Source organism: Streptomyces sp. NRRL S-378, from assembly GCF_000720645.1.
Taxonomy (GTDB): Bacteria; Actinomycetota; Actinomycetes; order Streptomycetales; family Streptomycetaceae; genus Streptomyces.
Window position 1 is genome coordinate 217,250 of sequence record NZ_JOBX01000011.1, and the last position, 25,673, is coordinate 242,922.

Here is a 25,673-nt window from a genome sequence, read left to right on the forward strand (position 1 = left end):
CCGACGGCCGCCAATATCTGACGAATCGTCAGACTAGGGGTGGAGGGGGCGGCGGGGAAGAGGGTCCGCGGGGAAGCGGTCAGCGGGGGAAGACCTCGAACGCGACCGCCGGACGGCCCCCGAACCGCGGCGCGACCCGCTCGGCGTTGCCGGTGAGGAAGGTACGGACGTACTCCTCGGGGTCCTGGTCCGTCAGTGCAGCGATGTAGGCCTTGTGCTCCAGCAGGGACAGCACCGAACGCTCCAGGCCGGGACCGGCGTCGGCCGCGTGCGTGGGCGTGCTGGTACCGGCCACCGCCACCCAGCGGACGCCGTTCCACGGCTCCAGCCCCTGTTCGGAGATGAGCTCCGGGAAGATCCACCGGTTGCCGGCGTCGGCGGCGGCGTCCAGGGTGGCCCGGCCGACGGCCTTGTGGTCGGGGGTGTTCCAGTAGCCACCGCCCTGCTCCCCTCCCCACGTGTCCCGGTGGTTGAGGGTGATCACCAGCTCGGGCCGGTGCCGGCGGATGGCTGCCGCGATGTCCCGGCGCAGGCCGAGACCGTATTCGACGACCCCGTCGCGGTGGTCGAGGAACTCCACCGCGGACACCCCGACCACGGCGGCGCTCGCGCGCTGCTCGGCCTCGCGCAGCGCGGCGCAGGCGTCGGGGGCGACGGAGTCGATGCCCGCCTCACCGCGGGTGGCCAGGAGGTAGACCACCTCCCGGCCGCCGTCCGTCCAGTCCGCGATGGCTGCCGCGCACCCGTACTCCAGGTCGTCCGGGTGGGCCACGACGGCGAGGGCGCGCCGCCAGTCGGTGGGCATGGGCTCCAAGGAGGACTGCAGATCACGTTGTTCGGTCATGCGTCGCACAATAGGCGAACAGGCCGTCAGGGACGGGCAGCGGCCCTCGTGGACTCCGGCGGAGCCCACCGCCCCGGCGCCCCCGGACCGGACCCGCTGAACACGACGGCGGGCCCGGCCGGTTGACGTGTGGTCAGCCGACGGGACGCGGTGTCGTGTCGATCCCGGTGGCCGTCGCACGGAACCAGACGGCCTTGCCGTCGGCGCCGACGGCGGCCAGGTCGGCGTGACCGTCGCGGTCGACATCGCCCGCCGAGACCAGCGTGGGGTAGGCCGCCCGGCCGAGGCCGGAGCCGATCTTCACGCGCTGCGCAGTGGCCCAGCCCGTGGGGTCGAAGCGGCCGGAGGCGTCCTTGGCTCCCCGCACGGCGAAGAGGTCGCCCGAGGCGTCGTCGCGCACCCACAGGTCGGTGGCGCCGTCGCCGTGGGTGTCGCCCGGGACGAGGACCGAGACGGCGTCCCAGCCGCCCTCGCCTACCAGGACCGGCGCGCCGTTCATGTCGAGGTAGCCGGAGCGGCTGCCCGTGTACGCCCAGAGCTTGGCGCCCTGCTTGACCAGCAGATCGGGCTCGCCGTCACCGCCCAGGTCGCCCGCGTCGACGATGTCCTGGGCGTCGGACCAGTGGTCGTTGCCCTGCACCGGGTCGCTCTCGATGGCGCTCAGGACCATGGCGTCGTGCGGACGGACACTGCCGAGGCCGTTGTTGGGGAGGACCCGGATCTGCTTGGCTCCCAGTCCTTGGACGGTTTCCAGCACCAGCAGGTCGTTGTATCCGTCCTCGCCCCAGTCGCCGCCGACGGCGATCCGGCTGCCGGGGGCGAAGGACGCCCCGCCGTCGACGGGCGCGGCGAAGGTGCCGTCGGCCCGGCCGGCCGAGAAGCGGAGCCTGCCGTCGGGGTCCAGGGTCCACAGGTCGCGCAGGCCGTCGCCGTTCAGGTCGCCGGCGGCGTCGCGGATCCCGCCGTTACCGAGGGCCCAGAAGCGGTACACGGCCTGGTCCGAGCGCCGCCCGGCCCGGTCGACGCTGTACGCGTAGAGCATGTGGGGGCCGGATGCCGTGGGCGTGATCACGACGCCCGCACCCGGCGCCACGGTGACCTCCCGCGGGTCGGACACCGACCAGTACACGATCTTCTCGATGTTTTCGGCACCGCCGGTGCCGAAGGTGAACGTGCCCGGAGTACGGGCCTTCCCGGTCACGGCGGGAACCCCGTTCGAGGCGTCGGGGAACTCCGGGGAGCTGATCACCGGCGGGGCGGGGCGGCCGACGGTGGTCTCCAGCTTCGCGCTCGCCGGGGCGAAGCGCTTCCAGGCCGAGGCGTCGGACTCGTCGGAGGCGAACAGACCGACGGTGACGGAGGTCCGGGACGCGGCCGCCGCCTCCTTCACCAGCGCGGTCGCGTCGAACTCGAGGTCGCCCGCCGCGCAGCCCGCACTGCCCTTGGCGTCGGTCACCGTCGCCAGCCGGACGCCCTTGGCCGGCTGGAGCTTCCACGTGGTCCGCGCCGAGACGGCGCCCACGCTCCACAGCTCCACCGGACGGCCCGTGCAGGACGCGGACCCCGTGTTGGTGATCCGGAAGGTCGCCCTGGAGACGGTGGCGCCCTTGAGCGCGGTGGTGTCCAGGGTCAGGTAGGCGCGGGAGAGGCCCTGGGCGCCGCCCTCGTTGCCGACGCGGAGGTCGTCGGCGGTGTTCCAGTAGGACCGGTTCGGGTTCTTCTGGGCCACGCGCGTCCAGGCCTGTGCGCCGACGGGGGTCTCCCCCGTCCCCGCGGCGCTGACGGCCGGCGCGGCGACGGCGGCCGGTGCCGCTACCGCCGCCACGCCGGTCACGGCCAGTGCGCCGGCCAGGGCCAGCGAGACGGCGCTCGACATCCTTCTCGACATGCACGCTCCACACATGGGTTGGTTCCTCGGGGTCGAGGGCCCACCCTAACCGCGTGATCAACTTCTGCGAGAACGATTATTCGGGGCCGTCATCGCCTCTGTGACCTGCGGGGACGTCAGTCATGCCGCGTCGCGCACCAGGGCCAGCAGCCGGTCCAGGACGCGGGGACCGCCCGCGCGCAGGCCGTCGTGCTCGAACTCGTCCGTCACCCAGGTGCGCAGGCCGCGGATGGCACGGGCCGTGCGCAGGGAGTCCGCCACGTCCACGTACATGTCGTCGTGGTAGACCGCGGCCGCCACCGGCACCTCGTTGGCCGCCAGCCGCTCCGGGTCGTAGAGCTGCTGCCATCCGGTGCGGGCGGCCAGGAGGCCGGCGGTCTCGCGCAGTGGGGCGAGGGCCGGGTCGGTGGTGAAGTGCCAGGGGTGGATGGTCTCGCCGGTGAAGAACAGGGGCTCGTCGCCCGCGAGGCCCTTGCCTGCGTCGAAGCGGGGGTGTTCCGCCCGGACGCGGTCGGCCGCCCATGCGGTGGGCGCGGCCGGGTCCTGGGCGTAGATCGCCTCGTGGAGCAGCGCGTAGAGGGGGTGTCCGGCAAAGGAGAGGAGGGAGCGGGCGCCCTCCAGGAAGGCGTCCGAGAGGGCCGGTCCGCCGGGGGCCGGCACGAAGGCGTCCTCCAGCAGGTAGTGGAGCTGGTGGCTGCCGTCGCCGCCGCCGAGGAGGAGGCCGAGGGACTGGAAGGCCTCGACGGTCAGGACGTGCCCGCCGGGGAGTTCGGCCGGCCGCTCCGCGAGACGGGCGGCGATCCGGCGGGCCCGCTCGACGTCCATGGGGTAACGGGCGTAGTGGGCCAGGTTCTTGCGCTCGATGCGGGGATAGGCGGCCCGGTACACCTCGTCCGCGGTGGCGGTCAGCGACGGGAGTCCGCCGGTGATGAGGGCGGCGGTGAGTCCCTCGGGCGCGCTGGAGAGGTACCGGACCGTGCAGAAACCGCCGAAGCTCTGGCCGAGCACGGTCCAGGGCGCGCCGCCGGTCAGTCCGGGCCGGATCGCCTCCGCGTCGCGCACGATGGAGTCGGCGCGGAAGTGGGCGAGGTACGCGGCCTGCTGGGCGGGGGTGCCGCGCAGGGGCAGCGTCTGCCGGTTCGCCGGGGTGGACCGGCCGGTGCCGCGCTGGTCCAGCAGCAGCACCCGGTAGTCCTGGAGGGCGCGCTCCAGCCAGGCCTGCCGGCCGACGAAGCGGCGGGCGCCGAAGCCGGGGCCGCCCTCCAGGTACAGCAGCCAGGGCAAGGTCTCCGGGTCCTTGCCGGTGGCGACGACCTCGCGGCCGTACAGCTCGATCCGCTCGCCGTCCGGGTGGGCGTGGTCCAGGGGGACGGAGAACCGGTGGTCGGTGAGGACCGTGCCGGGCTGACGGTAGCTGTGGACGACGGTCACGGAACGGCCCCCAGGGGTGCGAGGTACGGAAGGCCCGCGCCGCGGCCGGGCGGGGCGCGGGCGGACGTGGCGGTCCGCCCGAGTCTAGGAGGTGGACCGGGGCGCCCCGGCTGCCGGGCCCGGGGGCCTTCCGGGCAGCAGGATCCGCCGGGACCCGGCGAATTGCGCCGGCCGGGTTTCGCAGTGCCTCCGGCGAGGGATCGTGACATCGCCCGATTGGTCTGGACCTGCTTGGGGGAACGATGCGGAACACCACCGTCGCACCGGGGACGCCCTGCCCGGCGCCGCCGCGCCCCGGGGAGCCGCCCCTTCACCGCCTGGAGCTGGCCGGACCGGGCACCGTGCCGTTCGCCGCCGGGCCGTTCGACGCGCTGGGGCCGCTGTCGCGGTCCGACCGCCCGCACCGCCACACCTTCTACGAGATCGTCCACATCGTCGCGGGATCCGGCACCCACGTCGTCGATCTCGCCGGGCACCCCGTGCGGCCGCGCCAGCTGGCCGTGGTGCTGCCCGGGCAGGTCCACTACTGGCAGGACCAGCGCGGGCTCGAGGGCACCCTCGCACTGTTCACCGAGGACTTCCTGGTGGACCATCCCGGCGACCGTGCGCTCCTGCGGCGGATCGGGAAGACCTGCTGGTTCGATCTGAGCGAGGCCGAACACGAGCGCACGGGACGGCTGATGGCCGACCTGGCCGCCGAGTGCCGGCAGCGGGCCCCCGGCCACGAGAGCGTGCTGCGCGCCCTGCTGCACGTACTCGTCGTCCGCATGGCACGGCTCCCGGCCGCCGGCAGCGGCCGCCCCGACGGGCCCTGCGAACCGGACCGGTTCCGCGGCCCCGCGGCTCCCCGCACTGCCCCGACCGTGGCGGAGGCGTTCGTGCGGCTGGCCGCCCGACCCGTCGCCTGGTCGGTGCGCGAGTGCGCCGAGCAGCTCGGGGTGACGCCGGGCCACCTCACCCGGACCGTCCGCGCGGCCACCGGCCGCAGCCCCGGCCGGCTGTTGAACGAGGCCCGTGCGTACCAGGCCCAGCGCCTGCTCGCGCACACCGAACTGCCGGTACGACAGGTCGCCGCCCGCATCGGGTTCACCGACCCCGCCTACTTCTGCCGGTTCTTCCGGCGGGAGACGGGCACCACCCCGGGCGAGTTCCGAAAGCACCACAGCAGCCGTCTCCCGTCCATCGATCCGGGCGGGGCGTCCACCTAGGTTCGATGCCGGATCCAACAGCCCATCAAGGAGGCAGTCATGCGCGACCCGGACAGGGACGGCGACAACGCGTTACGCCCCGCAGACCCCGAGCGGCCCCGCCGCATCACCCGCAAGTCCGTGCTGCGCGCGGCCCTCGCGGCCACCGCGGCGGTCCCCGTCGCCCTCATCGGCGGCCCGGCCCTGGCCCGCACCTTCACCCCGGACGCCGGACCCGTACCGCTGACCCCGGCGTGCGACGACGGTGACCACCCGACCCCCGAGCAGACCGAGGGCCCCTACTTCAAGCCCGCCTCCCCCGAACGCACCAGCCTCCTGGAGCCCGGCATGCCCGGCATCCGGCTGACGGTGACGGGCTACGTCTTCGGCCGGGCCTGCCTGCCGGTCGCGGGTGCCCTGCTGGACTTCTGGCAGGCCGATGCGAACGGGGCCTACGACAACGTCCGGTACCGGCTGCGGGGCCACCAGTACACCGACTCGCGCGGCTCCTTCGCCCTCACCACGATCGTCCCGGGGCTCTATCCCGGCCGCACCCGGCACATCCACGTCAAGGTGCAGGCCCCGGGCCGTCCTGTGCTGACGACACAGCTGTACTTCCCGAACGAGCCGCGCAACAACACCGACGCGGTCTTCGACCCCCGGCTGCTGATGAGCGTGCGGGACGCCGGTGGCGCGCGCGAGGCGGCCTTCGACTTCGTCCTGGACCTCCCCCAGGATCCCGGCCCCGGCCCCACCCCGACCGGCACGCCGCCGTCGGGCGGCTCCTGGTCGGTGGGGACCGCCTACCGGGCGGGCGAGCGGGTCGCGCACGGCGGCCGCGGCTACGTCTGCCTCCAGCCGCACACGGCGCAGCGGGGCTGGGAGCCCCCGTCCGTACCGGCGCTGTGGCGGGCGGCCTGACCCTCGGGCCGTAGGGGCCCCGGACCGGGCGGACCGGTCCGGGGCCTTCGGGGCCGCGTCAGAACGCGACGACCGAGCGGAGCACCTCGCCGCGCTCCATCCGGGCGAAGGCCTCCTCGACGCCGTCGAGGGGGATGGTCTCGGAGACGAAGGCGTCCAGGTCGAGCCGGCCCTGCAGGTAGAGGTCGATCAGCAGGGGGAAGTCCCGTTCGGGCAGGCAGTCGCCGTACCAGGACGACTTCAGGGCCCCGCCGCGTCCGAAGACGTCCAGGAGGGGGAGTTCGAGCTTCATCTCCGGGGTCGGCACTCCGACCAGGACCACCGTCCCGGCGAGGTCGCGCGCGTAGAAGGCCTGCTGGTAGGTCTCGGGGCGGCCCACGGCGTCGATGACGACATCGGCACCGTTGCCGCCGGTGAGGCCCTGGATCGCCTTGACCACGTCGTCCGTGCGGCCGTTGACGGTGTGCGTGGCACCGAGACCGCGCGCCCATTCCAGCTTCCGGTCGTCCAGGTCCACCGCGATGACCTTCGAGGCGCCCGCGAGCCTGGCTCCGGCCACGGCCGCGTTGCCCACTCCTCCGCAGCCGATCACGGCGACGGAGTCGCCCCGTCCGACATTGCCAGTGTTCAGGGCCGCACCGAGGCCGGCCATCACTCCGCAGCCGAGGAGTCCGGCGGCGGCGGGAGCCGCGGCCGGGTCCACCTTGGTGCACTGACCGGCAGCGACCAGGGTCTTCTCGGCGAAGGCGCCGATACCGAGGGCCGGGGAGAGCGCAGTACCGTCCTCCAGCGTCATGGGCTGGGTGGCGTTGTGCGTGGCGAAGCAGTACCAGGGGCGTCCGCGCTTGCAGGCCCGGCAGTTCCCGCACACCGCACGCCAGTTGAGGACGACGAAATCGCCCGGGGCCACGGAGGTGACGTCCGGGCCGACGGACTCGACGATTCCGGCCGCCTCGTGGCCGAGCAGGAAGGGGAACTCGTCGTTGATCCCGCCTTCGCGGTAGTGGAGGTCGGTGTGGCAGACCCCGCAGGCCTGCACCCGGACGAGAGCCTCGCCCGGTCCCGGGTCGGGCACGAGGATCGTCGTCGTCTCCACCGGTGCGCCCTTGCTCCGGGCGATGACCCCTCGTACGCGATGCGTCACGTCGTACCCCGTTCTGTTCGATCGGTCTGGATCAACGAACGTACACGGACGGCGCCCGGTAAGGGAGTTGTGTCACGCTTCGGCGCGCGACCCGGCCAGATCCGGCGGTACGGCGGCGCGAAGTGCCGCGCCGAAGGCGGCCACGGCCGGGTGGGCCCCGGCCCCGCTGCGGAAGGCCAGGCCGGTGCGCCGCTGCATCACGAGCCGGGTGAGGTGCACGGCGGGGTCGGCGGGCCCCGTGGCACCGAGCTGGGGCACGACGGCCACGCCCTGGCCCGCCGCGACCAGCGCGAGCACGGCCGCGAAGTCGTCCATCCGGTGGCGCACCCGGGGCGTGAAGCCGGCGGCCTGGCAGGCCCGCACCGTCATGGTGTGGCAGAGGGTGCCGGGCGTGGCGGTGATCCACGGCGATGCGGCGTGCGCGCGCAGGGCCGCGCCCTGGTCGGGCGGCGGGCAGGCCTCCGCGCCCGGCGCCCCGGACGTTCCGGCCGTCGCGGTCGCTCCCCGCGCGGGCTCGGCCAGGTACATCGCCTCGCCGTACAGGGGCTCGGTGGTCAGTCCGGGCTCGCGCTCGGCGGGTACGAAGTCGTAGGCGTGGACGAGTGCGACGTCGAGGTCCCCGGCCCGCAGGGCGTGGGCGACCGCCGCCGGATCGGTCTCGCAGACCATCGGCTCCAGGCCCGGGTGGCGCCGGGCCAGGGCCGCCAGCGCGGCCGGGACGATCGTGCGGGTGGCGGTGGGGAAGGCGCCGATCCGCAGGGCCCCGGAGAGGCCTCCCCGGGCCTCTGCGAGGTCGGCGTCCGCCTGCTCCAGCCGCTCCAGCACAGCCTCCGCGTGGCGGACCAGGTTCTCCCCGGCCGGGGTGAGCCGGACGCGCCGCCCGGTGCGCTCCAGCAGGGGCAGACCGGCCTCCCGCTCCAGCACGCCGAGCTGCTGGGACACCGCCGAAGGGCTGAAGGAGAGGGCTTCGGCCACGGCAGCGATCGTGCCGCGGCGGGCGAGTTCGCGCAGCAGGCGCAGGCGTCGGACATCGAGCATCGGCTCAGCTTACGGGTTGGGTAAGAAACGTGAACTGGATTCGGTGCTCGGGGTGCGTGAGGCTCGTCGTCATGGCACAGGACACGGCACAGGACATCGCACCCTTGACGGCACAGGACACGGCGGGGAACTCCGCGGAGGACCCCGCGGGGGCGCTCCCGCTCCACGGGATCCACGTACCGCTCGTCACCCCGTACGCACGCACCGGGGAGATCGCCTCCGGGGCCCTGGAGGCGCTCGCCCACGAGGTGCTCGACGCGGGCGCCACCGGGATCGTCGCCCTCGGCACGACCGCAGAGACGGCCTGCCTCGACGAGGCGGAGCGCGCCCTCGTCACCGACGTGTGCGCCCGGGTCTGCGAGGAGCGGGGCGCCGTCCTGACCGTCGGCGCGGGGGCGTCCGGCACCCGGGCCGCGGAGGCCTCGCTGGCCCGGCTGGAGCGGTGGCCGCGGGCGGGGGCGGCACTGGTCACCGTCCCGTCGTTCGTGCGGCCCTCGGCGGCGGGGGTGGCGGCGCACTTCGAGCGGCTGGCCGGGGTGAGCCCCGTACCGCTGATCGTCTATCACGTCCCCCACCGCACGGGGCAGCCGCTGGACGCCGCCACACTGCGGGCCCTCGGCTCGCTGTCCGGGGTCGTCGGGGTGAAGTACTCCTCCGGCGGGCTCGACCAGGACGCGGTGGAGCTGCTCGGCGACCTGCCGGCCGGCTTCCACGTGCTGACCGGGGACGACCTGTACCTGTCCCCGATGCTCGCGCTGGGCGCGTCGGGCGGGATCCTGGCCTCGGCGCACCTGGTGACGGAGCGGTTCGCCGAGCTCGCGGCGGCCTGGCGGGCGGGGGACGCGGTGCGCGCCCGCGCGCTGGGGCACGCGCTGGCCGGACTGTCGGCGGCGGTCTTCGCCGAGCCCAATCCGGCCGTCGTGAAGGGAGTCCTCCACGCCCAGGGGCGGATCCCGACCCCCGATGTGCGCCTCCCGCTGCTGCCGGCCTCGAAGGGGGCGGTGGTGACCGTACTGGAGCGGCTGGCGGCGCTCCGCGAGGCGTTCCCCGCGTAGGCCGTGCGGGGAGGACATGCACGCCGGAAAGAGTCCTGGATGGGCGATTTGACCTCTACGGGCGTGTCGCCCGAATGAGCCCACCAGGTACCGGACTTGCCCCTATTGACCCCGGAGCCCCCGCCCCGTGACGTCAGTCACGCGGAACCCCTCAACATCATTTCCCGCACGAGGCCGATTCCCTTTTCCCAGAAAGGGAATCGGCCTTTTCGCCGAGATGTCCACAAGGTCACTTCCGGGGCGGATAGCGGGATGTCGATCTATCGGTGGAATTCGGGGCTTGTTCCCGCCCGGCGGGCTCACCTACGGTCACCTCACTCCAGATGGCGAGACGGCCGAATACGGCCCCGCCATCGGGTCTCCCGTCCCCCCACGTGAGGAATTCCGCCATGCCTGCAAAGGGTAAGCACCGTCGGCCGAAGCAGAACCCGATCACCCGCAAGCTGGCCCTTGCCGGCACAGGTGGCGCGGCTCTCACGCTCCCGCTGATCACCGCGACCACCGCAGGCGCGGCCGGGACGGGCGCACCGGCCGCCGCGGTGACCGCCGTCACCGCGGCCACCGCCGCCGTCAATGTGGTGACGGCCCCTCCCACCACGTATTCCGTGGTCGCGGGCGACACCCTTTCGGAGATCGCCGCGGACCATTCCGTCAGTGGCGGATGGAAGCAGCTCTACGAGGCGAACCGCGCGGTGGTCGGCGACAACCCGTCGGTCATCCGGCCCGGCATCACCCTGACCCTCGGCGCCCAGGCGAAGGCCGCGACGGCCGCCAAGTCGGCGGCGAAGACCGCCGCCAAGCCGGCTTCCTCCTACCCGAACAATCTCGACGGGTGGATCCGCGAGTCCCTCGCCGTGATGGCCAAGCACGGTATTCCCGGAAGCTACAACGGAATTCACCGCAACGTGATGCGGGAGTCCTCGGGCAACCCCAAGGCGATCAACCTGTGGGACATCAACGCCCGGAACGGAATCCCCTCCAAGGGTCTGCTCCAGGTCATCGACCCGACCTTCAAGGCCTATCACGTGCCCGGCACTTCGACGGACTCCTACGACCCGGTGGCCAACATCACCGCGGCCTGCAACTACGCGGCCGCCCGCTACGGGTCCATCGACAACGTCAACGGCGCGTACTAGTCGGGCGCCGGGACGCCTTCCGGGAGGCCGCGGCGCGGAGGAGGATCCGCAGGGGCGCCGCGAGACCGTACCCGACGTCCCGGCGCAGGGCCTCGGCCCCGGCCCGCTCGACGGCCGTCAGCTGGTGGGCCATGAGGTCCGCCATGGTGGCGATGACGGGGCGCAGGCCCGGCTCGGCGAGGTCGAGGATGCCGTGGGTGGCGTCGAGTGCGGCGCGGGCCCGCCCGCTCTCGGCCGCCAGGAGGGCGCGCACGGCAGGGGTGTCGCGCGCCCGTTCCAGGTCGGCCCGGGTCACGGAGTGCTCGTCCAGGCGGGCGAGCGGAAGGCAGAGCCGGCCGTCGGCGAGGTCGCCGTGGAGGTCGGCGAGGAAGTCGACGCGCTGGGCCGCGTCGACGAACCGCCGCCAGCCGGCGGCCTGTTCTGGATCCGGGCCGCCCTGGTACTGCAGTCCGGTGAAGACCAGCACCCCGGGCCAGGCGTACGCGTCGAGGTAGGCCTGGAAGTCCGCCTCGTCGGCGAAGCCGTCGAAAGCGGCCTCGGCCGTGGCGGCGCCCGCGAGGAACCGGGTCACCCAGTGCTCGGGCAGGCCCCGGGAGTCCACGGCGTGGGCGTAGGCCCGCAGCACGGGGTCGGGGCTGTCCCCGGACTTCAGGGCGGTCCCGGCGCCCTCGGTCAACGCGGCGAGGCCCGCGGCCCGTTGCTGCGGGCTACCGGTCTCGGCCACGTCGTCGACCAGGTTCATGAACGCCAGGCCGGCGGCGAGGTACGGCACCAGGGGCGGCGCGGCCAGCAGCCGCAGCGCGAGGTACGGCGCGGGTTCACGACGGAGCACCCGGCGGGCGGCGTGCGTGTAGTCCTCCCGCAGCCGGGTGCCGGATATCCCGGCCGCCGTGAGGGTGGTGCGCCAGCTGGGCATGGTGGTCGTGCTCCTCGAGGTGCGCGTGGGCGGGTCCGGTACGGGCCCGGGGTCAGGTGGCCGTGACCTTCCTCAGGCTCCCGTCGGTCTTCCACAGGACGTAGCCGCCGCGGCCGTACTCGTCGCTGAGGTAGGTGCGGATCGAGGGGACCTGGTCCATCATCCAGGGGTCGACGATGACGTGGCGCGAGGTCGGCTTCTCGACCTTCAGGTCCTTCTTCGACTGCTCCAGCATGCCGGGCAGCGCGTCCCAGTTGACCGTGGCCATGTCGATCAGCGGCTCCCCCTCCTCGACCGTGCCGTCCGGTCCCGTGCGCGAGGCGGCGCCGTCCCGGTACTGCCAGGAGTCGACGGTCTCGGCGCCGGCGGCGGTGGGGATGGAGGCGAGGATGTAGCCGTCGTAGAGCGTCATGTCGACGAAGGTGGTCGTCCCGGTCTCCTTCTTGAACGCCTCCAGGGCGGTGCGGACGTTCTCCGGCGTCATCATGCTGCCCTTGGGTGCGTCCGCCTTCTGCGCGCTCGCCCTGGGGGCCGGGGCCGAGGAGGCCGTCCGCCCGGGCGGGGCGGCGGAGGAGGTGGCGTCGCCGCCCTTCGCCCTGTCGTCGCCGGAGTTCCCGTCGGGCAGCAGCTGGACGATGCCGAACACACCGGCCGCCAGGACCGCGGCGAGTGCGGCGCCGATCAGGACCGGGCGCCGGCGCGGGGCCGACCCGACCGGGACGGGCCGGGTGGGCACCGCGTACGGGGAGGCGCCGGAGCCGTACGGCGGCGGGGTGTTCGGGGTGCTGTTCGGCGCGTACGGACCGAACTGCCCGTACGGGCCGGGCACGGACGGGGAGGCCACGGCCGGTGCGGCGACGCCCGGCGGGGCGACGGGCGCCGGGCCGGAGCCGGAGCCATGACCCGAGCCCTGGCCCGAGCCCTGGCCGGTGCCGGAACCGAGAGCGGCGCTCGCCTCCCGGAGCAGCTGTTCCAGCTGGGCGCCGTCGGGGCGTACGGCCGGGTCCCGCACCAGGAGCCGTTCGAGTACGGGCCCCAGTGGTCCGGAGCGCACCGGTGCGGGGATCGGCTCGTCGAGCACGGCGACGACCGTAGCCAGGCTGGTGGCCCGGCGCAGCGGGCTGACCCCCTCCGCGGCCACGTACAGGAGCATGCCCAGCGACCACAGGTCGGAGGCGGCCAGTCCCTCCTCCCCGCGGACGCGCTCGGGCGCGATGTACTCGGGCGAGCCGATCAGCACGCCGGTCGCGGTGAGCCCGGTGGAGTCGTGCAGGGCGGCGATGCCGAAGTCGGTGAGCACCGCGGAGCCGTCCGGCCGCAGCAGCACGTTGGCCGGCTTCACGTCGCGGTGCAGGACGCCCTCGGCGTGGGCGGCGCGCAGCGCGGACAGTACGTCGAGGCCGAGCCTCACCGCTTCCGCGGGCGGCATCGGGCCCGACTCCAGCCGGTCGTGCAGGGAGCCGCCCTTGACCATCTCCATGACGATCCAGGGGTGGCCGTCCGCGCCGTCCGCCGGTTCGACGATGTGGTGGATGGTCACGACGTGGGGGTGGGCGAGGCGGGCGAGCGCGCGGGCCTCGCGGACGGCGCGCTCGCGCATCTGATCGGCCAACTCGGGCTGGGCGGCGGCGGTCGCCGGGTCGGGCGGGCGCACCTCCTTGAGCGCCACCTCTCGGTGCAGGGCGATGTCGCGCGCCCGCCAAACGGTACCCATGCCGCCGCTGCCCAGGGGCGCAACCAGTTCGAAGCGCCCGTCGATCAGCTGTCTGCCGGCCTCACTCGTGTCCATGGCGGAATCGTAGGGGGCGCCGGTGTCAGCAGCGGCGGCGGTCCGCCGTCACGGTGCCCTGGACGGTGTCCACGGTGCGGTCGTAGCACCCGCCGGGTGCCTGTGACCCGTACAACCGGTGGCGGGCGGAGGTGGAGGCGACCGCATGGCGCTGGTCGCGCGGGACGTTCGCGGTGTAGGTGGCGTCGCCGGTGTACCGGTCGTCGAGCCGGGAGACGTCGACGGTCCGGCCGCCGCGCAGGGTGACGGTGTCCGCGCGGTCGCCCAGGGACAGGACGGTGCGCAGGCGGTCGCCGGTGCCGAGGGTGGTCTCGCCGTCCATCGTGTAGGTGCGGTCGGTCCGGGTGGTCGTCGGGCCGTGCGTCACGCTCTCCCGGTCGGTCCACGTCGCGTCGAGCGCGTCGCGGCTCTCGCCCTCGGTCCAGCGGTGGACGGACGTGAGGTGCACGGAGCGGGTGACGGTGGTGGCCACCCTGCCGCGGGAGGTGTCCAGGTACCCGGCGACGGTCAGCCGGTGGTCCCCCTCGGTGTCCACCCGGTGTTGTTCGCCGGGGCCGGCGGGCGTCCAGCGGGAGTGCCCGGTCGGGTCGCTCTCCTCGTGCCGGGTCAGGGCGCCGGTGACGACCTGCCGGGCCTCGTCCTGCCACAGCAGCAGGTTGGTGGGGGTGCTCCAGCCGCTCCGGCCGGCCGGCAGCCCGGCGACGGTCACCTCGATGCGGTGCGGGCGGCCGTCGTTGAGGAGGGCGGCGAAGGGTGTGAGGTCGTAGCGGACCGGTTGGACGTCGAAGGCGCGCGGGCCGGGCGTGACGTACCAGAGGAAGGGGTTGGACCAGCCGCCGGTCCAGACGGTGGGGAAGGGCGCGGCGATGCCGGCGAGCCGCCCGTCGACCGAGACGCGGACCTCGCGGTGGGGGCCGCCGTCCGCCGTGCAGGAGTAGGGGGCTCCGGCGGGGGTGGTCATGTACCAGTACTCCTCGCACCCGCCGCCGGAGCCGGTCGCGTACACCTCGGCCAGCAGCCGTTCGGTGTTGCGCGGGGTGGTGATCGTGGGGGCGGTGAGGGGCAGGACCCGGTCGGGGGTGTCGGGCGCGGGGGTGCGTGGGTCGGCGGCGTAGAAGGTGAGGGTCACCGCGACGTCGATGACGCCGGTGTAGGTGTCGTCGACGACGTTGCCGATGAGCATCTCGACGGGCTGCGGGCGGGCGAGGGTGTCGCGGTACCGGGTGACGTCCTTCTCGACGGACCAGGTGATGCCGTCGGGCGAGGGCTGGGGCGTGGAGGTGCGCAGGATCTCCACGCCGCCCAGGGAGAGGTGGCCGAGGCGGTCGTACTGGCGGCCCTTGACCTTGCCCTCGAGGCGGAGCACCACCGCGGCCCAGTCGGACGCGCCGCAGGCGGTGGGTGGCGCGTACGTGCCGCGGTAGGGGGTGAAGTCGCGGAACTGCGCCTCGGCGAGGGTCACCCGGCAGGAGCGGGTCGAGGGCCGCGCGACGGGTGGCGCGGCGGTGAGGGGGTCGTGCCAGTCGGTGCCGAACTCGGCGGGCGGCGGGTCGGCGCGGGGCAGGCCGCGCGCGGGTCCCGCGGCGGCCAGGGTGCCGGCGGCCAGCGCGAGCGCGCCGAGCAGGTCCGTGATCCTGTGTCGTCTCATGGACCGGCAGTGAAACCCGTGCGCCGGGCGGCGGCCAGGGCCGGTGGGCCGGACCTGGCCGGTTCCGGCCGTCGGCGGCGGCAGGACGGCCGGGGCCGTCGTCAGCGGCGCAGGACGACCACGCCGTCGTCGTCCGCGTGGACGGTGTCCCCGGCCCGGAAGGTGACCCCGCCGAGGGTGACGGGCTCGTCCACGGCGCCGGCGCCGGTCTTGCCGCTCTTGCGGGGCACCGTGCCCAGGGCCTTCACCCCGAGGTCGAGGCCGCCGAGGGCCACGCTGTCGCGCACCGAGCCGTTGATGATCAGGCCCGCCCAGCCGTTGCGTTCGGCCGCGCCGGCGATGAGGTCGCCGACCAGGGCGGTGCGCGGCGAGCCGCCGCCGTCCACCACGAGGACGGCGCCCTCCCCCGGCGTGTGCAGGAGTTCGCGGAGCAGGGCGTTGTCCTCGTGGCAGCGGACGGTCCGCACGGGGCCGGCGAAGAGCCGGCGGCCGCCGAACTGCCGGAAGCCGGTGGTGCAGATGTCGAGGGCTTCGCCGTGCTCGTCGTACAGGTCGGCGGTGGGGACGGGGGTGATGCTCATCTCGGTACCGGTTCCTCGCTGTTCGTTCTCGTACGTCGCGCCGTGCGGCCAGGGTAGTGGGGCCGGTGCCGGCGGCAGCGGGCCAGGGGCCGTGCGGGCCGGACAACGGCCGGATCCCGACGGGCCTGGTCGGCGCCCCGGGGGCGCACGCGGCGGCGAATCGTTTCCTCAGAGGGCCCGCGGCGCCCGGGATCAGCGGGACCCGACGGGCATCCCGCCCCCGGGCACGGCCAGTTCGGGCTGCCCGGCCGGCACCCGGGCCGGCGCTCCGCCCGTCGGCCCGGCCGGCGCCCGGGTCAGCAGGACCACGCCGCGCGCCGCCGCGAGCGCTCCGGCTCCTGCCAGCACCAGTCCCGCCGGCCCGCCCTGGAGGCGTTCGCCGAGCAGGACCGCGCCGATGGCGGCCGCGGCGAGGGGGTTGGCCAGGTTGACCACGGCGAGCGGGGCACCGAGGCCGCCGCCCCGGTAGGCGCGCTGCGACAGGAGCATCCCGCCGACCGCGAACACCACGACGAGCAGGGCCACGGCGACGACCCGGACGCTGAGCAGGGATCCGCCGCGGCCGCCCGCGACGGCCACGGTCTGGGTCAGCGCGGACGCCACCGCGGACGCCAGTCCGGAGGCCGTGGCGTGCCGCAGCCCCGAGCCCGGGTCCCGGACCACCGTCAGGAAGAGGATCACCGCGGTGGTCGCCCCGGAGACGGCGAGCGCCTCGGTCAGCGTGAGGGTGTCGTCGGGGGCGGGCCCCGAGGCCGGGAGCAGCAGCAGGCCGAGTCCGGCGACGGTGGCGAGGGTGCCGCGCCATTCGGTGGCCGCCACGCGCCGCCCGGCCCGGCGCGCCCCCATCGGGACGGCGGCCACCAGGGTGAGCGCGCCGAGCGGCTGCACGAGGGTGAGGGGCCCGTAGCGCAGGGCGGCCGCATGCAGCAGGGCCGCGGCCGCGTTGAGCCCGGCCGACCACCACCAGACGCCGGAGCCCAGCAGCGCCTTGGCGCTGCGCGCGACACCGGCGCGGGCGAGCCGTTCCTGGGCGACGGCCCCGGCCGCGTAGGCCACGGCCGAGGCGAGGCAGAGGCCGACGGCCAGGACGGTGTCGTTCACTGCCCCGCTCCCACGGGCGCGACGCCGCTCTTCGGGCGGGGGAATGCGGGTGCGGTGCCTTCCGCACCGTCATCGGTGGACGTGCCCCCGTCGGTGCTCCCGTCGGTGCTCCCGTCGGTGCTCCCGACGGTGCGCGCGTCCGTGCCCGTGTCCGTCCCGTCCCCGTCGCTCGCGCGCGGCCGGGGGACCATCAGCAGGGCGATCCCGAGCAGGGCGGCGGCGACGATCGCATCGAGCCAGTAGTGGTTGGCGGTGCCGACTATCACCAGGAGGGTCACCAGCGGGTGCAGCAGCCACAGCAGCCGCCAGGGCGAGCCCTTCCCGCCCTTCCTCCCGCGGGTCGCGACGATCATGCCGACGGCGAGCATGAGCGCCCAGCCGAAGTGCAGGGAGGGCATCGCGGCGAACTGATTGGCCAGGGTGTCGGTGTCGGGCGCGGCCCGGTAGACGGTGGGCCCGTACACCTGTCCGGTGTCGACGAGCCGGGCGACCGGAAGCATCCGCGGGGGCGCGAGGGGACAGGCCAGGTGCAGGACGAGCGCGGCTCCCGTGAGCACCGCGAGCACCCGGCGGGTCCACAGGTAGTGGGCGGGGCGGCGGACGTAGAGCCAGATCAGGAAGAGCGCGGTGGCCGGGAAGTGGACGCCCGCGTAGTAGGTGTTCGCGGTGGTCACGAGCGCGTCCCCGTGCAGCAGCAGCCGCTGGACCGCGCCCTCGCCGGGCAGGTGCAGGGCGCGCTCGGCGTCCCAGATCCGGCCCGCGTTGTGGAAGGCCTCGCCGGTGCGGTCCGTCGAGAGCAGCCGGCCCGCCTTGTAGACGGTGAAGAAGCCCGCGACGAGCAGCAGCTCGCGTATGAGGCGCCGGCGAGCGGCTCTCGGTCCGCCCGCCGGCCCGGCAGGCGTGGTGTGGGAGGTCATCCCCCGGTCTCTCTTCCTGTTGCGCGCACAGCGACACGCCAGTGTATCGATACATTGGCGTATCGATACGCTGGTGTACCGATACGGTCGCGTTCCCGTACACTTCGAAGCGGAACCCCGCATCCGAGGCGCCCGAGGAGAGCCGCAACCCATGACGTCGACGCCGCCCCCCGCGCGCCGCTCCAAAATCAGCCCGGAGCGGGAGCAGGAGTTCTACGACGCCGTCCTGGAGCAGCTGCGCGAGCACGGCTACGAGGCCCTGACCATGGAGGGCATCGCCGCCCGGGCCAGCTGCGGGAAGTCCACGCTCTACCGGCAGTGGCGGACCAAGCCCCAGCTGGTGGCCGCCGCCCTGCGCTCCGGCCGACGGGGCACCCTCGCCGCGGTGGACACCGGGAGCCTGGCGGGCGACCTGCGCGAGGCGGCCCGGATCGCGGCCGGCACCTCCGGCCGGGACACCCGGCTGACCCAGGCCCTCGGACACGCCGTACTCAGCGACGAGGCACTCCAGGCCGCCCTGCGCGAGGCACTGGTCGAACCCGAACTGGCCGCCTTCGACGCCATGGTCGGGCGGGCCGTGGCACGCGGCGAGATCACCGCGGACCATCCCGCCGTGGAGTTCCTGCCGGCCCAGCTGATGGGCGTGCTCCGCATCCGGCCCGTGCTGGAGGGACGGTACGCGGACGCCGACTACCTGATCCGGTTCGTGGAGGCGGTCATGCTCCCGGCCCTGGGTCTGGCGCCCGACCACCCCGCCCGGCCGGCGGCCGGCCGGACCCCCTGAACCGGCGGGCCGTCGTCCCGGTGACCTGACGGCGGCCCGCCCGCGCTGCCTCGTGGGGACGGCGGCAGCGCGCCACCCGGACCGGGCGGCGGCCACTCACCCGAGTGACCGCCGCCCGCTCTGAGCGGCTCCGCGGCGAACTCCGCCGCATTCAGCGGACCCCGCCCATGGCCCGGGTGAACTCCTCCGGGTCCGCGTCGAAGCCCTCCAGCCGCAGGTCGAACGACCAGGCGCCCGAAGCGTCCCTGGTGAACTCCGCGACGGTGGCGGCGGTGGCTCCGGACACGCCCGCGAAGTCGCCCTGGGCGAGGTCGGTGTACCCCTCCCGGATCCGGAACCCCGTGCCCGCGACATCGGCGAAGGTCTTCGCACCCTCCGTGCCCCGGCCCGTTCCCGCGCCGGAGTCCTGGATGACCACGCCGATCACCACACGGCCCTTGTCCGCCGCCATCCGGTGCAGTTCGACGGTCATCACCTCGTCGAAGCCGAAGCCCTGACCGGTGTGACTGTCCCGGTTGAGGGTGATGGTCCCGTCCGGCGACCGGCTGCCGAAGTGGACGAGCTGGACGGGGGCACCGTGCGGATCGGCGGCCGCGTACACCGCGGCGACGATGTCGAGGTCGTTCGCGGGGGTGCCCGCCGGGCTGGGGTCCCACCGCAGCGCGACCTCCACCTTGGCCAGTCCTTTGCGTACACCGGTCACCGAACTCCCCCTTCGTCTGCGGGTATTGCCCGCCCATGATCCCACGGACGCCCCCTCCCGGCCCGAACGGCCGTACGTTCCCGGCCAGTCGGGCCGGTCCGGTCGCGCCGGCGCCTCGCGTCGGCTACCAGTCCCCGTCCTGTACGGGCCTGCCCGGCCTCGGGGCGTTCCCGAGCGGCTTGACCTGTCCGGGAGTCGGCTCCACCCACGGGTCGTGGTCGTCGCCGAGCCACTCCCCCACCGGCTTGACCCCGCTCAGGGTGTCGGTCGGGGCCAGATCGGTGGCCGACTCGTCGTAGTAGTCGAACCAGGGCAGCCCTGCCTTGGTGTAGGCGGCCCGGTCGACCGGCGAGGGCGGAGCCTCCTCGCCGGTGATACGGCGCCATGCCGGCGGCGGCACCAGATGCACGAAGACCCGGGCGGCGGGCTCCTCGGCCCAGTCGGAGAGCGGGCGCTCGTCCCGGTAGACCTCCTGGTGCATGCTGCCGCCGACGCCGAGCCCCATCGCGGGGGCCGCCGGGGGGCCCGGCCTGCTGCCCGGGCGGGCCGACCGGGGCGCACCGGCGGGCGCGGGCGGAGCCATCATCGGCGCCGGGACCGGGCCGCCGAAGGCACCGCCCAGCGGGGCCTGTACGGGCGGGCCCCCGTAGAGCCCCTCGCCGCCGGCCGGCGGCGGGGGCGGCGTCAGGCGCGCCCGTTCGGCGCGGTGCCACTGCGCCAGCGCCTCGCGGCCCAGCTCGAACGCCTGGAGCTGGACGCCGCCGGTGGTCTCCTCGCCCGTGACCTGTCCCTCGACCGTGGCGCCGAGCCCCAGGGGCACGGCGACGAACTGGCGCACCGTCCCGTCCCCGGAATTGATCCCGTCGAGCCACGGCTGCCGGGGCAGCACCACGTAGTTCTGCGGGCTGCGCGCCAGACGGCCGCTCCAGCGCTCGCCGGAGACGGCGCACACCTTGCCGACGCCGACCTGGAGCGCGGCGGGCGTCCGGGTCCCGCCGAAGCTCAGCCACATCGCCTCGCGCAGGTACACGGGCAGCATCACGCCGCCCTTCGCCAGCCATTCCGGGGGAACCGTGTCCGGGTGGTCCTCGACCCTGCGCAGGGGGAATTCACCCAGCCCCGGCGGCAGCGCGTGCGTTCCGGATTCGGGCAGGCGCAGGGTCCGTATGAATCGGATCTGCACCCCTTCTCCCAAAAGCAGCGCATTTCCGTCCACCCGTACCGAACCTGTTCCCACACCCGCCCCTTTCTGCTGGTCAGACCCGGTTTCACCGAAGAAATTACGGTCATGCCGGATCGTTATCCTCAAGTTTCGCTCAAATGTAGTGACGCTAAGGGCGCCCTCTTCCTAGCTTCCTCGTACACATGTCTCGACGTGTCGTACGTTCCCGCGGTTCCACACGCCCGGCGATCCCGGTGACGCGTCCCGCGTTTTCCCCAGGAAAGAGTGCAAGCATGAAGGTTCCCCAGGCCGGCGCGGTCGCCGCAGTGATCGCCCTCGCCCTGACCGCCACCGGGTGCGGCGGTGGAGAAGAGGACCAGGGGACCCTTCCCATTGGCATCAAGTTCGACCAGCCGGGCATCGGCATGCGGGAGACCGGCGGCACCTTCTCCGGCTTCGACGTGGATGTCGCCACCTACGTGGCCAAGGAGCTCGGCTACAAGCCGGAGCAGATCGAGTTCAAGCAGGTCCTCAGCAACGACCGTGAACTGCTGCTGCAGTACAACGAGGTCGAATTCGTCGTCGCGAGCTACTCGATCAACGAAAAGCGCAAGGAGAAGGTCGACTTCGCCGGCCCGTACTTCGTGGCCCACCAGGACCTGCTGACCCGCGCCGACGACACCTCCATCACCAAGGCCGAGGACCTCAACTCCAAGACGATGTGCTCGGTCACGGGTTCCACGTCCGCCGAGAACCTCAAGAAGAACCTCGCCCCCAAAGCGGCCCTGCTGGAGCTCGGCGGGTACTCCGACTGCGTCGTCGCCCTCCAGGAGGGCCGCGTCGACGCCATGACCACGGACAACGCGATCCTGGCCGGGTACGCCGCCCGCAAGGGGAACGAGGGCAAGTTCAAGCTGACCGGCCAGAGCCTCAGCAACGAGAACTACGGCATCGGCGTCAAGAAGGGCGAGAAGGAGCTCCAGCGCAAGATCAACGAGGCGCTGAAGAAGATGGTCCAGGACGGGTCCTGGGAAGCGGCCGTGAAGAAGAACTTCGGCCCGAACTACAAGTACGATCCGGCTCCGGCGATCACCACCGGCTGACGCACGTGGGACGGGTGGCCGTGACCCTCCGGCAGGGGGTCACGGCCACCCGCGCGTTCCCGCTCGACGCAACACCCGGGGGCGGGCCGGTCAGACCACGGGGGCCTTGCCGCGCAGTACGGTCAGGAACTCCCTCATCCAGCGCGCGTGGTCGGGCCACGCCCTGGCCGAGACCAGGGTGCCGTCGACCACCGTCTCGGAGTCCTCGAACTCCGCGCCCGCTGCCTTCATGTCCAGCTCCAGCGCCGGGTACGCGGTCACCTTGCGCCCGGCCAGGCCTCCGGCCGCGGCGGTGATCAGCGGGCCGTGGCAGATCTGCGCGATCGGCTTGTCGGCTTCGGCGAAGGCGGCCAGGATCCGCCGCACCTCGGGGTCGTTGCGCAGGTACTCCGGCGCCCGGCCGCCGGGGACGACGAGGGCGGCGTAGTCCTCCGTCACCACGTCCGTGAAGGCCAGATCGGCCGGCCAGGTGTAGCCGGGCTTCTCGGTGTAGGTGTCGAAGCCGTCCTCGAAGTCGTGGACCACGAACCGCAGCTTCTTCACCTGCGGCGCCGCGATGTGGACCTCGTACCCCTCCTCGCGCAGACGCTGGTACGGATACAGCACCTCCAGCGACTCGGCCGCGTCGCCGGTCACGATGAGGATCTTCACTGCCATGGGCTGCTCCAGACAAGGCCGTTCACGGTCGGGGCGGCCCCTCGGGGGCCACCGCTACCCTGCCCGCGGCCATCGGGTCGCACACCCCGGCTTCCACGTCCCCGTCACATGTTTTTTGCCTGATGGGCACATGACAATGCCATCCTCGCTCCGCCACCTGATCCCCCGCCGATTCCCCGGGCGGGGACGGTGCGTACGGAGAGGTACCCCCCACCCGATGAGAATCTCGCGCCTGACCCCCTGGGCGGCAGGACTCGCCGCCGTCTCCCTGTTCGCCGTACCCGCGGCCGCGTCCGCCGCCCGGCAGGACACCGAGGCGCCCCGGAGCCCCGGGGCCGCCCCGGCCGCGGCCGCCTCGTACGACGCGTACTACGCGCCCGCCGAGGGCAAGACCGGAGCCGCGCTGAAGACGGCCCTGCACGACATCATCACGTCGCAGTCCAAGGTGTCCTACGACGGCGTCTGGAACGCCCTGAAGGTGACCGACCAGGACCCCGCGAACCCGAACAACGTCATCCTCGTCTACTCCGGCCGTTCGCAGTCCAAGGCGACGAACGGCGGCGGCGTCAACGACTGGAACCGCGAGCACGTCTGGGCCAAGAGCCACGGCGACTTCGGTACCGCCACCGGCCCGGGCACCGACCTGCACCACCTGCGGCCCGAGGACGTCACCGTGAACAGCACCCGCGGCAACAAGGACTTCGACCTGGGCGGCAGCCCCGTCGCCGAGGCACCGGGCAGCCGGACCGACGCCGACTCCTTCGAGCCCCGGGACGCGGTCAAGGGAGACGTCGCGCGCATGCTGCTCTACATGGCCGTCCGCTACGACGGCGGCGACGGCTTCGCGGACCTGGAGATGAACGACAGGGTCAACAACGGCTCGGCCCCGCTGTTCGGCAGGATCAGCCTGCTGAAGCAGTGGAACCGGATGGACCCGCCGGACGCTTTCGAGCAGCGCCGCAACCAGGTCATATTCGACGTGTACCAGCACAACCGCAACCCGTTCATCGACCACCCGGAGTGGGTCGACGCCATCTGGTGACGCCGGACGGCGACCCGCGGCCGCCTCCGGGGGTTGACGCGCGTCAGGCCGGGTATTTCGCAGGCCACAGGCTGCGGTCCGCGCCCGGCGGCGGCAGCCCGCGGAGGTGTGCCGTGAAGGACGGAGCCGGCCTTTCCGATCGCGAGCAGCGCGTCCTCTCCGCGATCGAGGCAGAACTGAGGACCGACCGCGCCCTCGACCGCATGCTGCGGTCGGGACGCCGGCGCCGCCGCGCCGCCTGGGCCGGGGTCTGGGGCGTGGTGACGGTGGCGCTGTTCGCCGCGGCTTCCGCCACCGTCTCCGAACTCCTGCTCTGGGGCTGCGCCGCCGCCTTGACGCTGACGGTGGTGACGGCGCTGCCGCAGGCCGTCCGGTGGGCGGCCGGCCGCCGACGGCCCGGACGGCACCCGGAGGGCTGAGCCCAGGGGGGCGGGGGTGGGCGCGGGGGCACGAGGATCAGGTGCACGAGGGTTCAGAGCCGCCCGGCGAGGGCCTGGAAGTCGGCCCAGGACATCTGGGGCGTCCGCGCGTCCCAGACCTTCTGCGAGAGCGCGGCCAGCGGCATCCGGATGCCTGCCGCCACCTGGTCCTGGGTCTGCGCGCCGGCCAGGTCGGCCCAGACGGCGAGGCGGCCGCCGAGGATCTGGCCGTCGTAGGAGGCGGGCACGGGGGTGGTGCCGCGCAGGACGAGCGGGGTCCACTGCTCGTAGATCCGCCGGCCGGTGGGGTAGGTGAACTGGTTCGGCTCGCCGAGCACGTAGTACAGGTACTCGTCGTTGAGGTTCACGAGCTTGCGGCCCTCGCGCAGGTACTCCAGCGGCGGACGGGCGCCTATCTCCTTGCCGGTCCAGTACTCGACCTGGATGTCCTTGGCGGCGTCGGTCACCCCGCCGGCGAAGAAGCCGTCGTTCCACGCCTTGAGCGCCTTCCCCGAGGGGCGGACCACGTCGGCGCGGTCGTTCAGCCAGCCCGTGGCGAGGTCCTGCACGCGCGCGGACGCTCCGTAGCGCTCCTGCGCCGCCCGGGCGAGCTGGGGGAAGGAGGCCTGCGGGTCGCGGACGACCAGTGCCTGGTACTCGTCGGCGCCGAGGTGCCAGGCCCCGCCGGGGAAGAGCGGACGGTACTCGCGCAGCAGGTCGTCGATCAGCTTGGCCGAGGCCGGGTTGGATATGTCCACCGCGCCCTTGACGGCCCTGCCGTTCACGTCCCGCAGTTGCAGGTCGGGGTGGGCGCGCAGCACCGCGCCGAGGTGCCCGGGCGAGTCGATCTCCGGGACCACGGTGATGTGCAGCCGGGAGGCGAGCGCCGTGATGTCGCGTACCTGCGCCTTGGTGAGGTGCGGGGTGGAGACGATCTCGGGGTGGCTGTCGGACTGGATCCGGAAGGCCTGGTCGTCGGAGAAGTGCAGGCCGAGCTGGTTGAGCTTGAGGTCGGCCATCTCGCGCAGCCGGTTCTTTATCCAGTCGGGCGTGAAGTGCTTGCGCGCTATGTCGAGGTTGAGGCCGCGCTGGGGTTTGGCCGGGGCGTCGCGCACGGTGCCCTCGGGGGCCGACCCGGAGGCGCGTACGGCCTGTTTGAGGGTGCGGGTGCCGTAGAAGACCCCGGCCTCGTCGGGGCCGTTGATGCGTACGCGGCCGTCCTTGACGGTGAGGGTGTACGACTCGGGCTTGCCCGTGCCCTCCACCGAAAGCTCCACGTCGCCGGCGCGGGGGGCCGACGCCTCGCCGTACTGGAGGCCCAGTTCTCCGGCGAGCAGCCGGGCCTCGTCGGAGAGGGCGGCGGTGTCGTCCTCTCCGACGACCACACGCGCCTCGGGGGCGGGCTTCCAGCCGGGACCGCGGGCCGGTTCGTGCTCCCGCACGGCCGGGATGGTGCGCGGGGCGGTGGACAGGGCGTAGGTGGGGGACGGGGTCGGCGGGGTGGGGGCTGCTGCGGCCTCGGCGGTCGTCGGGCCGGAGGCGGCCGGGGTCGTGGTGCTGGGGGCGCGTACCTCGTCGGAGGCGGCCGTGCAGCCGGAGAGGGCAAGGGTGACCAGCGCGGCGACACCTGCCGTCGCGATGGCGTGGACCCTCCTGTGCCGCTTCGGTTTCCGCATCATGTGCCCGTGTCCCCCGTACCCAACGTGGCACGGGGGACACGGGCGCGCGACCCGGCGGGGCTCAGACCAGGGCGTCGAGCGCCGCGGTGGCGAACGCGTGGTCCTGCTCGGGGGCACCGCCGCCGACGCCCACGGCGCCGATGAGCCGGCCGTCGCGGTGCACGGGCAGCCCGCCCGCGATGAACAGCAGGGGGCGGTCGAGTGCCGTGGGCAGCGTGTGGAAGGGGCCCTCGGGCCGGACCGCGTCGACCAGGTCGGCGGTGGGCGCGTTCAGCTGCAGGGCCGTGTAGGCCTTGCGGGTGCTGGTCTCGCCGGAGATGAGCACGGCCCGGTCGTCGCGGCGGAAGGCCAGCAGGTGGCCGCAGGCGTCGAGGACGGTGACGCTGACGGTGGCTCCGGCCGCCTCGGCGGCGGAGGTGGCGGCGGCGACGAGGAGTTCGGCGTCCTCGGTGGTCAGGAGGACGACGGCGGTGCGGGTGGCGGTGGACATGCGGGTTTCTCCTTGCGGGGGTGTACGGGGAGGAGGGG

At 73.7% G+C, this 25,673-nt stretch carries 24 protein-coding genes; 8 read left to right on the forward strand and 16 right to left on the reverse strand.

Features of this window, described 5'->3' with window-relative positions; genetic code table 11:
- Positions 1-79: 79 nt before the first annotated feature.
- From IH80_RS0111040 to IH80_RS0111050, 3 genes are all read right to left on the reverse strand, one after another.
- A complete protein-coding gene (locus IH80_RS0111040) occupies positions 80-844 on the reverse strand; it encodes a PIG-L deacetylase family protein (RefSeq protein WP_030959658.1) in 765 nt (254 codons plus the stop codon).
- A 133-nt stretch (positions 845-977) separates the two neighbouring features.
- Entirely contained in the window at positions 978-2,732 is a 1,755-nt protein-coding gene (locus tag IH80_RS44665) for a DNRLRE domain-containing protein (protein ID WP_158943393.1), read from the reverse strand.
- Positions 2,733-2,852: 120 nt separating this feature from the next.
- Entirely contained in the window at positions 2,853-4,163 is a 1,311-nt protein-coding gene (locus IH80_RS0111050; protein WP_030959660.1) for an alpha/beta fold hydrolase, read from the reverse strand.
- 242 nt (positions 4,164-4,405) lie between these two features.
- Between IH80_RS0111050 and IH80_RS0111055 the strand changes: the two genes are divergently transcribed.
- Both IH80_RS0111055 and IH80_RS0111060 read left to right on the forward strand, forming a co-directional pair.
- Positions 4,406-5,371, forward strand: a complete 966-nt coding sequence (locus IH80_RS0111055) for a helix-turn-helix transcriptional regulator (protein ID WP_030959661.1) — start codon at positions 4,406-4,408, stop codon at positions 5,369-5,371.
- A 39-nt stretch (positions 5,372-5,410) separates the two neighbouring features.
- Positions 5,411-6,271 carry a carbohydrate-binding protein gene (locus tag IH80_RS0111060; protein ID WP_199819240.1) on the forward strand — a complete coding sequence of 287 codons (861 nt, stop codon included), beginning with the start codon at positions 5,411-5,413 and terminating at the stop codon, positions 6,269-6,271.
- 58 nt (positions 6,272-6,329) lie between these two features.
- Here the strand turns inward: IH80_RS0111060 and IH80_RS0111065 are convergent, their stop codons facing one another.
- Both IH80_RS0111065 and IH80_RS0111070 read right to left on the reverse strand, forming a co-directional pair.
- Positions 6,330-7,415, reverse strand: a complete 1,086-nt coding sequence (locus IH80_RS0111065) for an S-(hydroxymethyl)mycothiol dehydrogenase (RefSeq protein ID WP_030959665.1) — start codon at positions 7,413-7,415, stop codon at positions 6,330-6,332.
- A gap of 72 nt (positions 7,416-7,487) precedes the next feature.
- Entirely contained in the window at positions 7,488-8,453 is a 966-nt protein-coding gene (locus IH80_RS0111070) for a LysR substrate-binding domain-containing protein (protein ID WP_030959667.1), read from the reverse strand.
- 71 nt (positions 8,454-8,524) lie between these two features.
- Here IH80_RS0111070 and IH80_RS0111075 point away from each other — a divergent pair, with 71 nt between their 5' ends.
- Positions 8,525-9,508, forward strand: coding sequence for a dihydrodipicolinate synthase family protein (locus IH80_RS0111075; RefSeq protein ID WP_078906431.1), 984 nt, complete (start codon positions 8,525-8,527; stop codon positions 9,506-9,508).
- Positions 9,509-9,897: 389 nt separating this feature from the next.
- Positions 9,898-10,644: a LysM peptidoglycan-binding domain-containing protein gene (locus IH80_RS0111080; protein ID WP_030959669.1), complete on the forward strand. Its 747-nt coding sequence runs from the start codon at positions 9,898-9,900 to the stop codon at positions 10,642-10,644.
- On the opposite strand, the gene IH80_RS0111085 is transcribed toward IH80_RS0111080, so the two are convergent.
- The 6 genes from IH80_RS0111085 to IH80_RS0111110 all read right to left on the reverse strand — a co-directional run bounded on the left by IH80_RS0111085 (position 10,628) and on the right by IH80_RS0111110 (position 17,596).
- Complete coding sequence (locus tag IH80_RS0111085; RefSeq protein ID WP_030959670.1) at positions 10,628-11,560, reverse strand: squalene/phytoene synthase family protein; 933 nt, start codon at positions 11,558-11,560, stop codon at positions 10,628-10,630. The two genes, IH80_RS0111080 and IH80_RS0111085, sit on opposite strands and share 17 nt — an antisense overlap.
- Positions 11,561-11,612: 52 nt before the next feature.
- Positions 11,613-13,349: a serine/threonine-protein kinase gene (locus IH80_RS0111090; RefSeq protein ID WP_030959672.1), complete on the reverse strand. Its 1,737-nt coding sequence runs from the start codon at positions 13,347-13,349 to the stop codon at positions 11,613-11,615.
- Positions 13,350-13,374: 25 nt separating this feature from the next.
- On the reverse strand, positions 13,375-14,997 hold the full coding sequence (locus IH80_RS0111095) for a peptide-N4-asparagine amidase (RefSeq protein ID WP_030959673.1): 1,623 nt from the start codon (positions 14,995-14,997) through the stop codon (positions 13,375-13,377).
- Between the two features lie 101 nt (positions 14,998-15,098).
- Positions 15,099-15,578 carry a ribonuclease E activity regulator RraA gene (rraA, locus tag IH80_RS0111100; RefSeq protein WP_030959674.1) on the reverse strand — a complete coding sequence of 160 codons (480 nt, stop codon included), beginning with the start codon at positions 15,576-15,578 and terminating at the stop codon, positions 15,099-15,101.
- Between the two features lie 192 nt (positions 15,579-15,770).
- Positions 15,771-16,679 (reverse strand): DMT family transporter, encoded by a 909-nt coding sequence (locus IH80_RS0111105; RefSeq protein WP_051809083.1) that lies wholly within the window; start codon positions 16,677-16,679, stop codon positions 15,771-15,773.
- Positions 16,676-17,596 (reverse strand): phosphatase PAP2 family protein, encoded by a 921-nt coding sequence (locus tag IH80_RS0111110; protein ID WP_078906432.1) that lies wholly within the window; start codon positions 17,594-17,596, stop codon positions 16,676-16,678. The genes IH80_RS0111105 and IH80_RS0111110 overlap by 4 nt, the downstream gene beginning before the upstream one ends.
- Positions 17,597-17,747: 151 nt before the next feature.
- Between IH80_RS0111110 and IH80_RS0111115 the strand changes: the two genes are divergently transcribed.
- Entirely contained in the window at positions 17,748-18,380 is a 633-nt protein-coding gene (locus IH80_RS0111115; protein ID WP_051809085.1) for a TetR/AcrR family transcriptional regulator, read from the forward strand.
- 151 nt (positions 18,381-18,531) lie between these two features.
- Here IH80_RS0111115 and IH80_RS0111120 read toward each other — a convergent pair whose 3' ends face one another.
- On the reverse strand, positions 18,532-19,083 hold the full coding sequence (locus tag IH80_RS0111120; RefSeq protein ID WP_030959680.1) for a TerD family protein: 552 nt from the start codon (positions 19,081-19,083) through the stop codon (positions 18,532-18,534).
- A gap of 124 nt (positions 19,084-19,207) precedes the next feature.
- Complete coding sequence (locus IH80_RS0111125) at positions 19,208-20,320, reverse strand: hypothetical protein (protein ID WP_030959681.1); 1,113 nt, start codon at positions 20,318-20,320, stop codon at positions 19,208-19,210.
- Positions 20,321-20,538: 218 nt separating this feature from the next.
- On the opposite strand from IH80_RS0111125, the gene IH80_RS0111130 reads away from it, so the two are divergent.
- Positions 20,539-21,348: a glutamate ABC transporter substrate-binding protein gene (locus IH80_RS0111130; protein ID WP_030959682.1), complete on the forward strand. Its 810-nt coding sequence runs from the start codon at positions 20,539-20,541 to the stop codon at positions 21,346-21,348.
- A gap of 90 nt (positions 21,349-21,438) precedes the next feature.
- On the opposite strand, the gene IH80_RS0111135 is transcribed toward IH80_RS0111130, so the two are convergent.
- On the reverse strand, positions 21,439-22,005 hold the full coding sequence (locus tag IH80_RS0111135; RefSeq protein ID WP_030959683.1) for a DJ-1/PfpI family protein: 567 nt from the start codon (positions 22,003-22,005) through the stop codon (positions 21,439-21,441).
- Between the two features lie 217 nt (positions 22,006-22,222).
- Here IH80_RS0111135 and IH80_RS0111140 point away from each other — a divergent pair, with 217 nt between their 5' ends.
- Positions 22,223-23,047, forward strand: coding sequence for an endonuclease I family protein (locus IH80_RS0111140; protein ID WP_030959684.1), 825 nt, complete (start codon positions 22,223-22,225; stop codon positions 23,045-23,047).
- A 113-nt stretch (positions 23,048-23,160) separates the two neighbouring features.
- Positions 23,161-23,466 (forward strand): DUF3040 domain-containing protein, encoded by a 306-nt coding sequence (locus tag IH80_RS44670; RefSeq protein WP_030959685.1) that lies wholly within the window; start codon positions 23,161-23,163, stop codon positions 23,464-23,466.
- A 53-nt stretch (positions 23,467-23,519) separates the two neighbouring features.
- Here the strand turns inward: IH80_RS44670 and IH80_RS0111150 are convergent, their stop codons facing one another.
- Together IH80_RS0111150 and IH80_RS0111155 are read right to left on the reverse strand one after the other, a co-directional pair.
- On the reverse strand, positions 23,520-25,145 hold the full coding sequence (locus tag IH80_RS0111150) for a family 20 glycosylhydrolase (protein WP_030959686.1): 1,626 nt from the start codon (positions 25,143-25,145) through the stop codon (positions 23,520-23,522).
- A 61-nt stretch (positions 25,146-25,206) separates the two neighbouring features.
- The gene (locus tag IH80_RS0111155) at positions 25,207-25,635 is read right to left on the reverse strand and encodes a GlcG/HbpS family heme-binding protein (RefSeq protein ID WP_030959687.1); all 429 of its coding nucleotides are present in this window, start codon (positions 25,633-25,635) and stop codon (positions 25,207-25,209) included.
- Between the last annotated feature and the right edge of the window lie 38 nt (positions 25,636-25,673).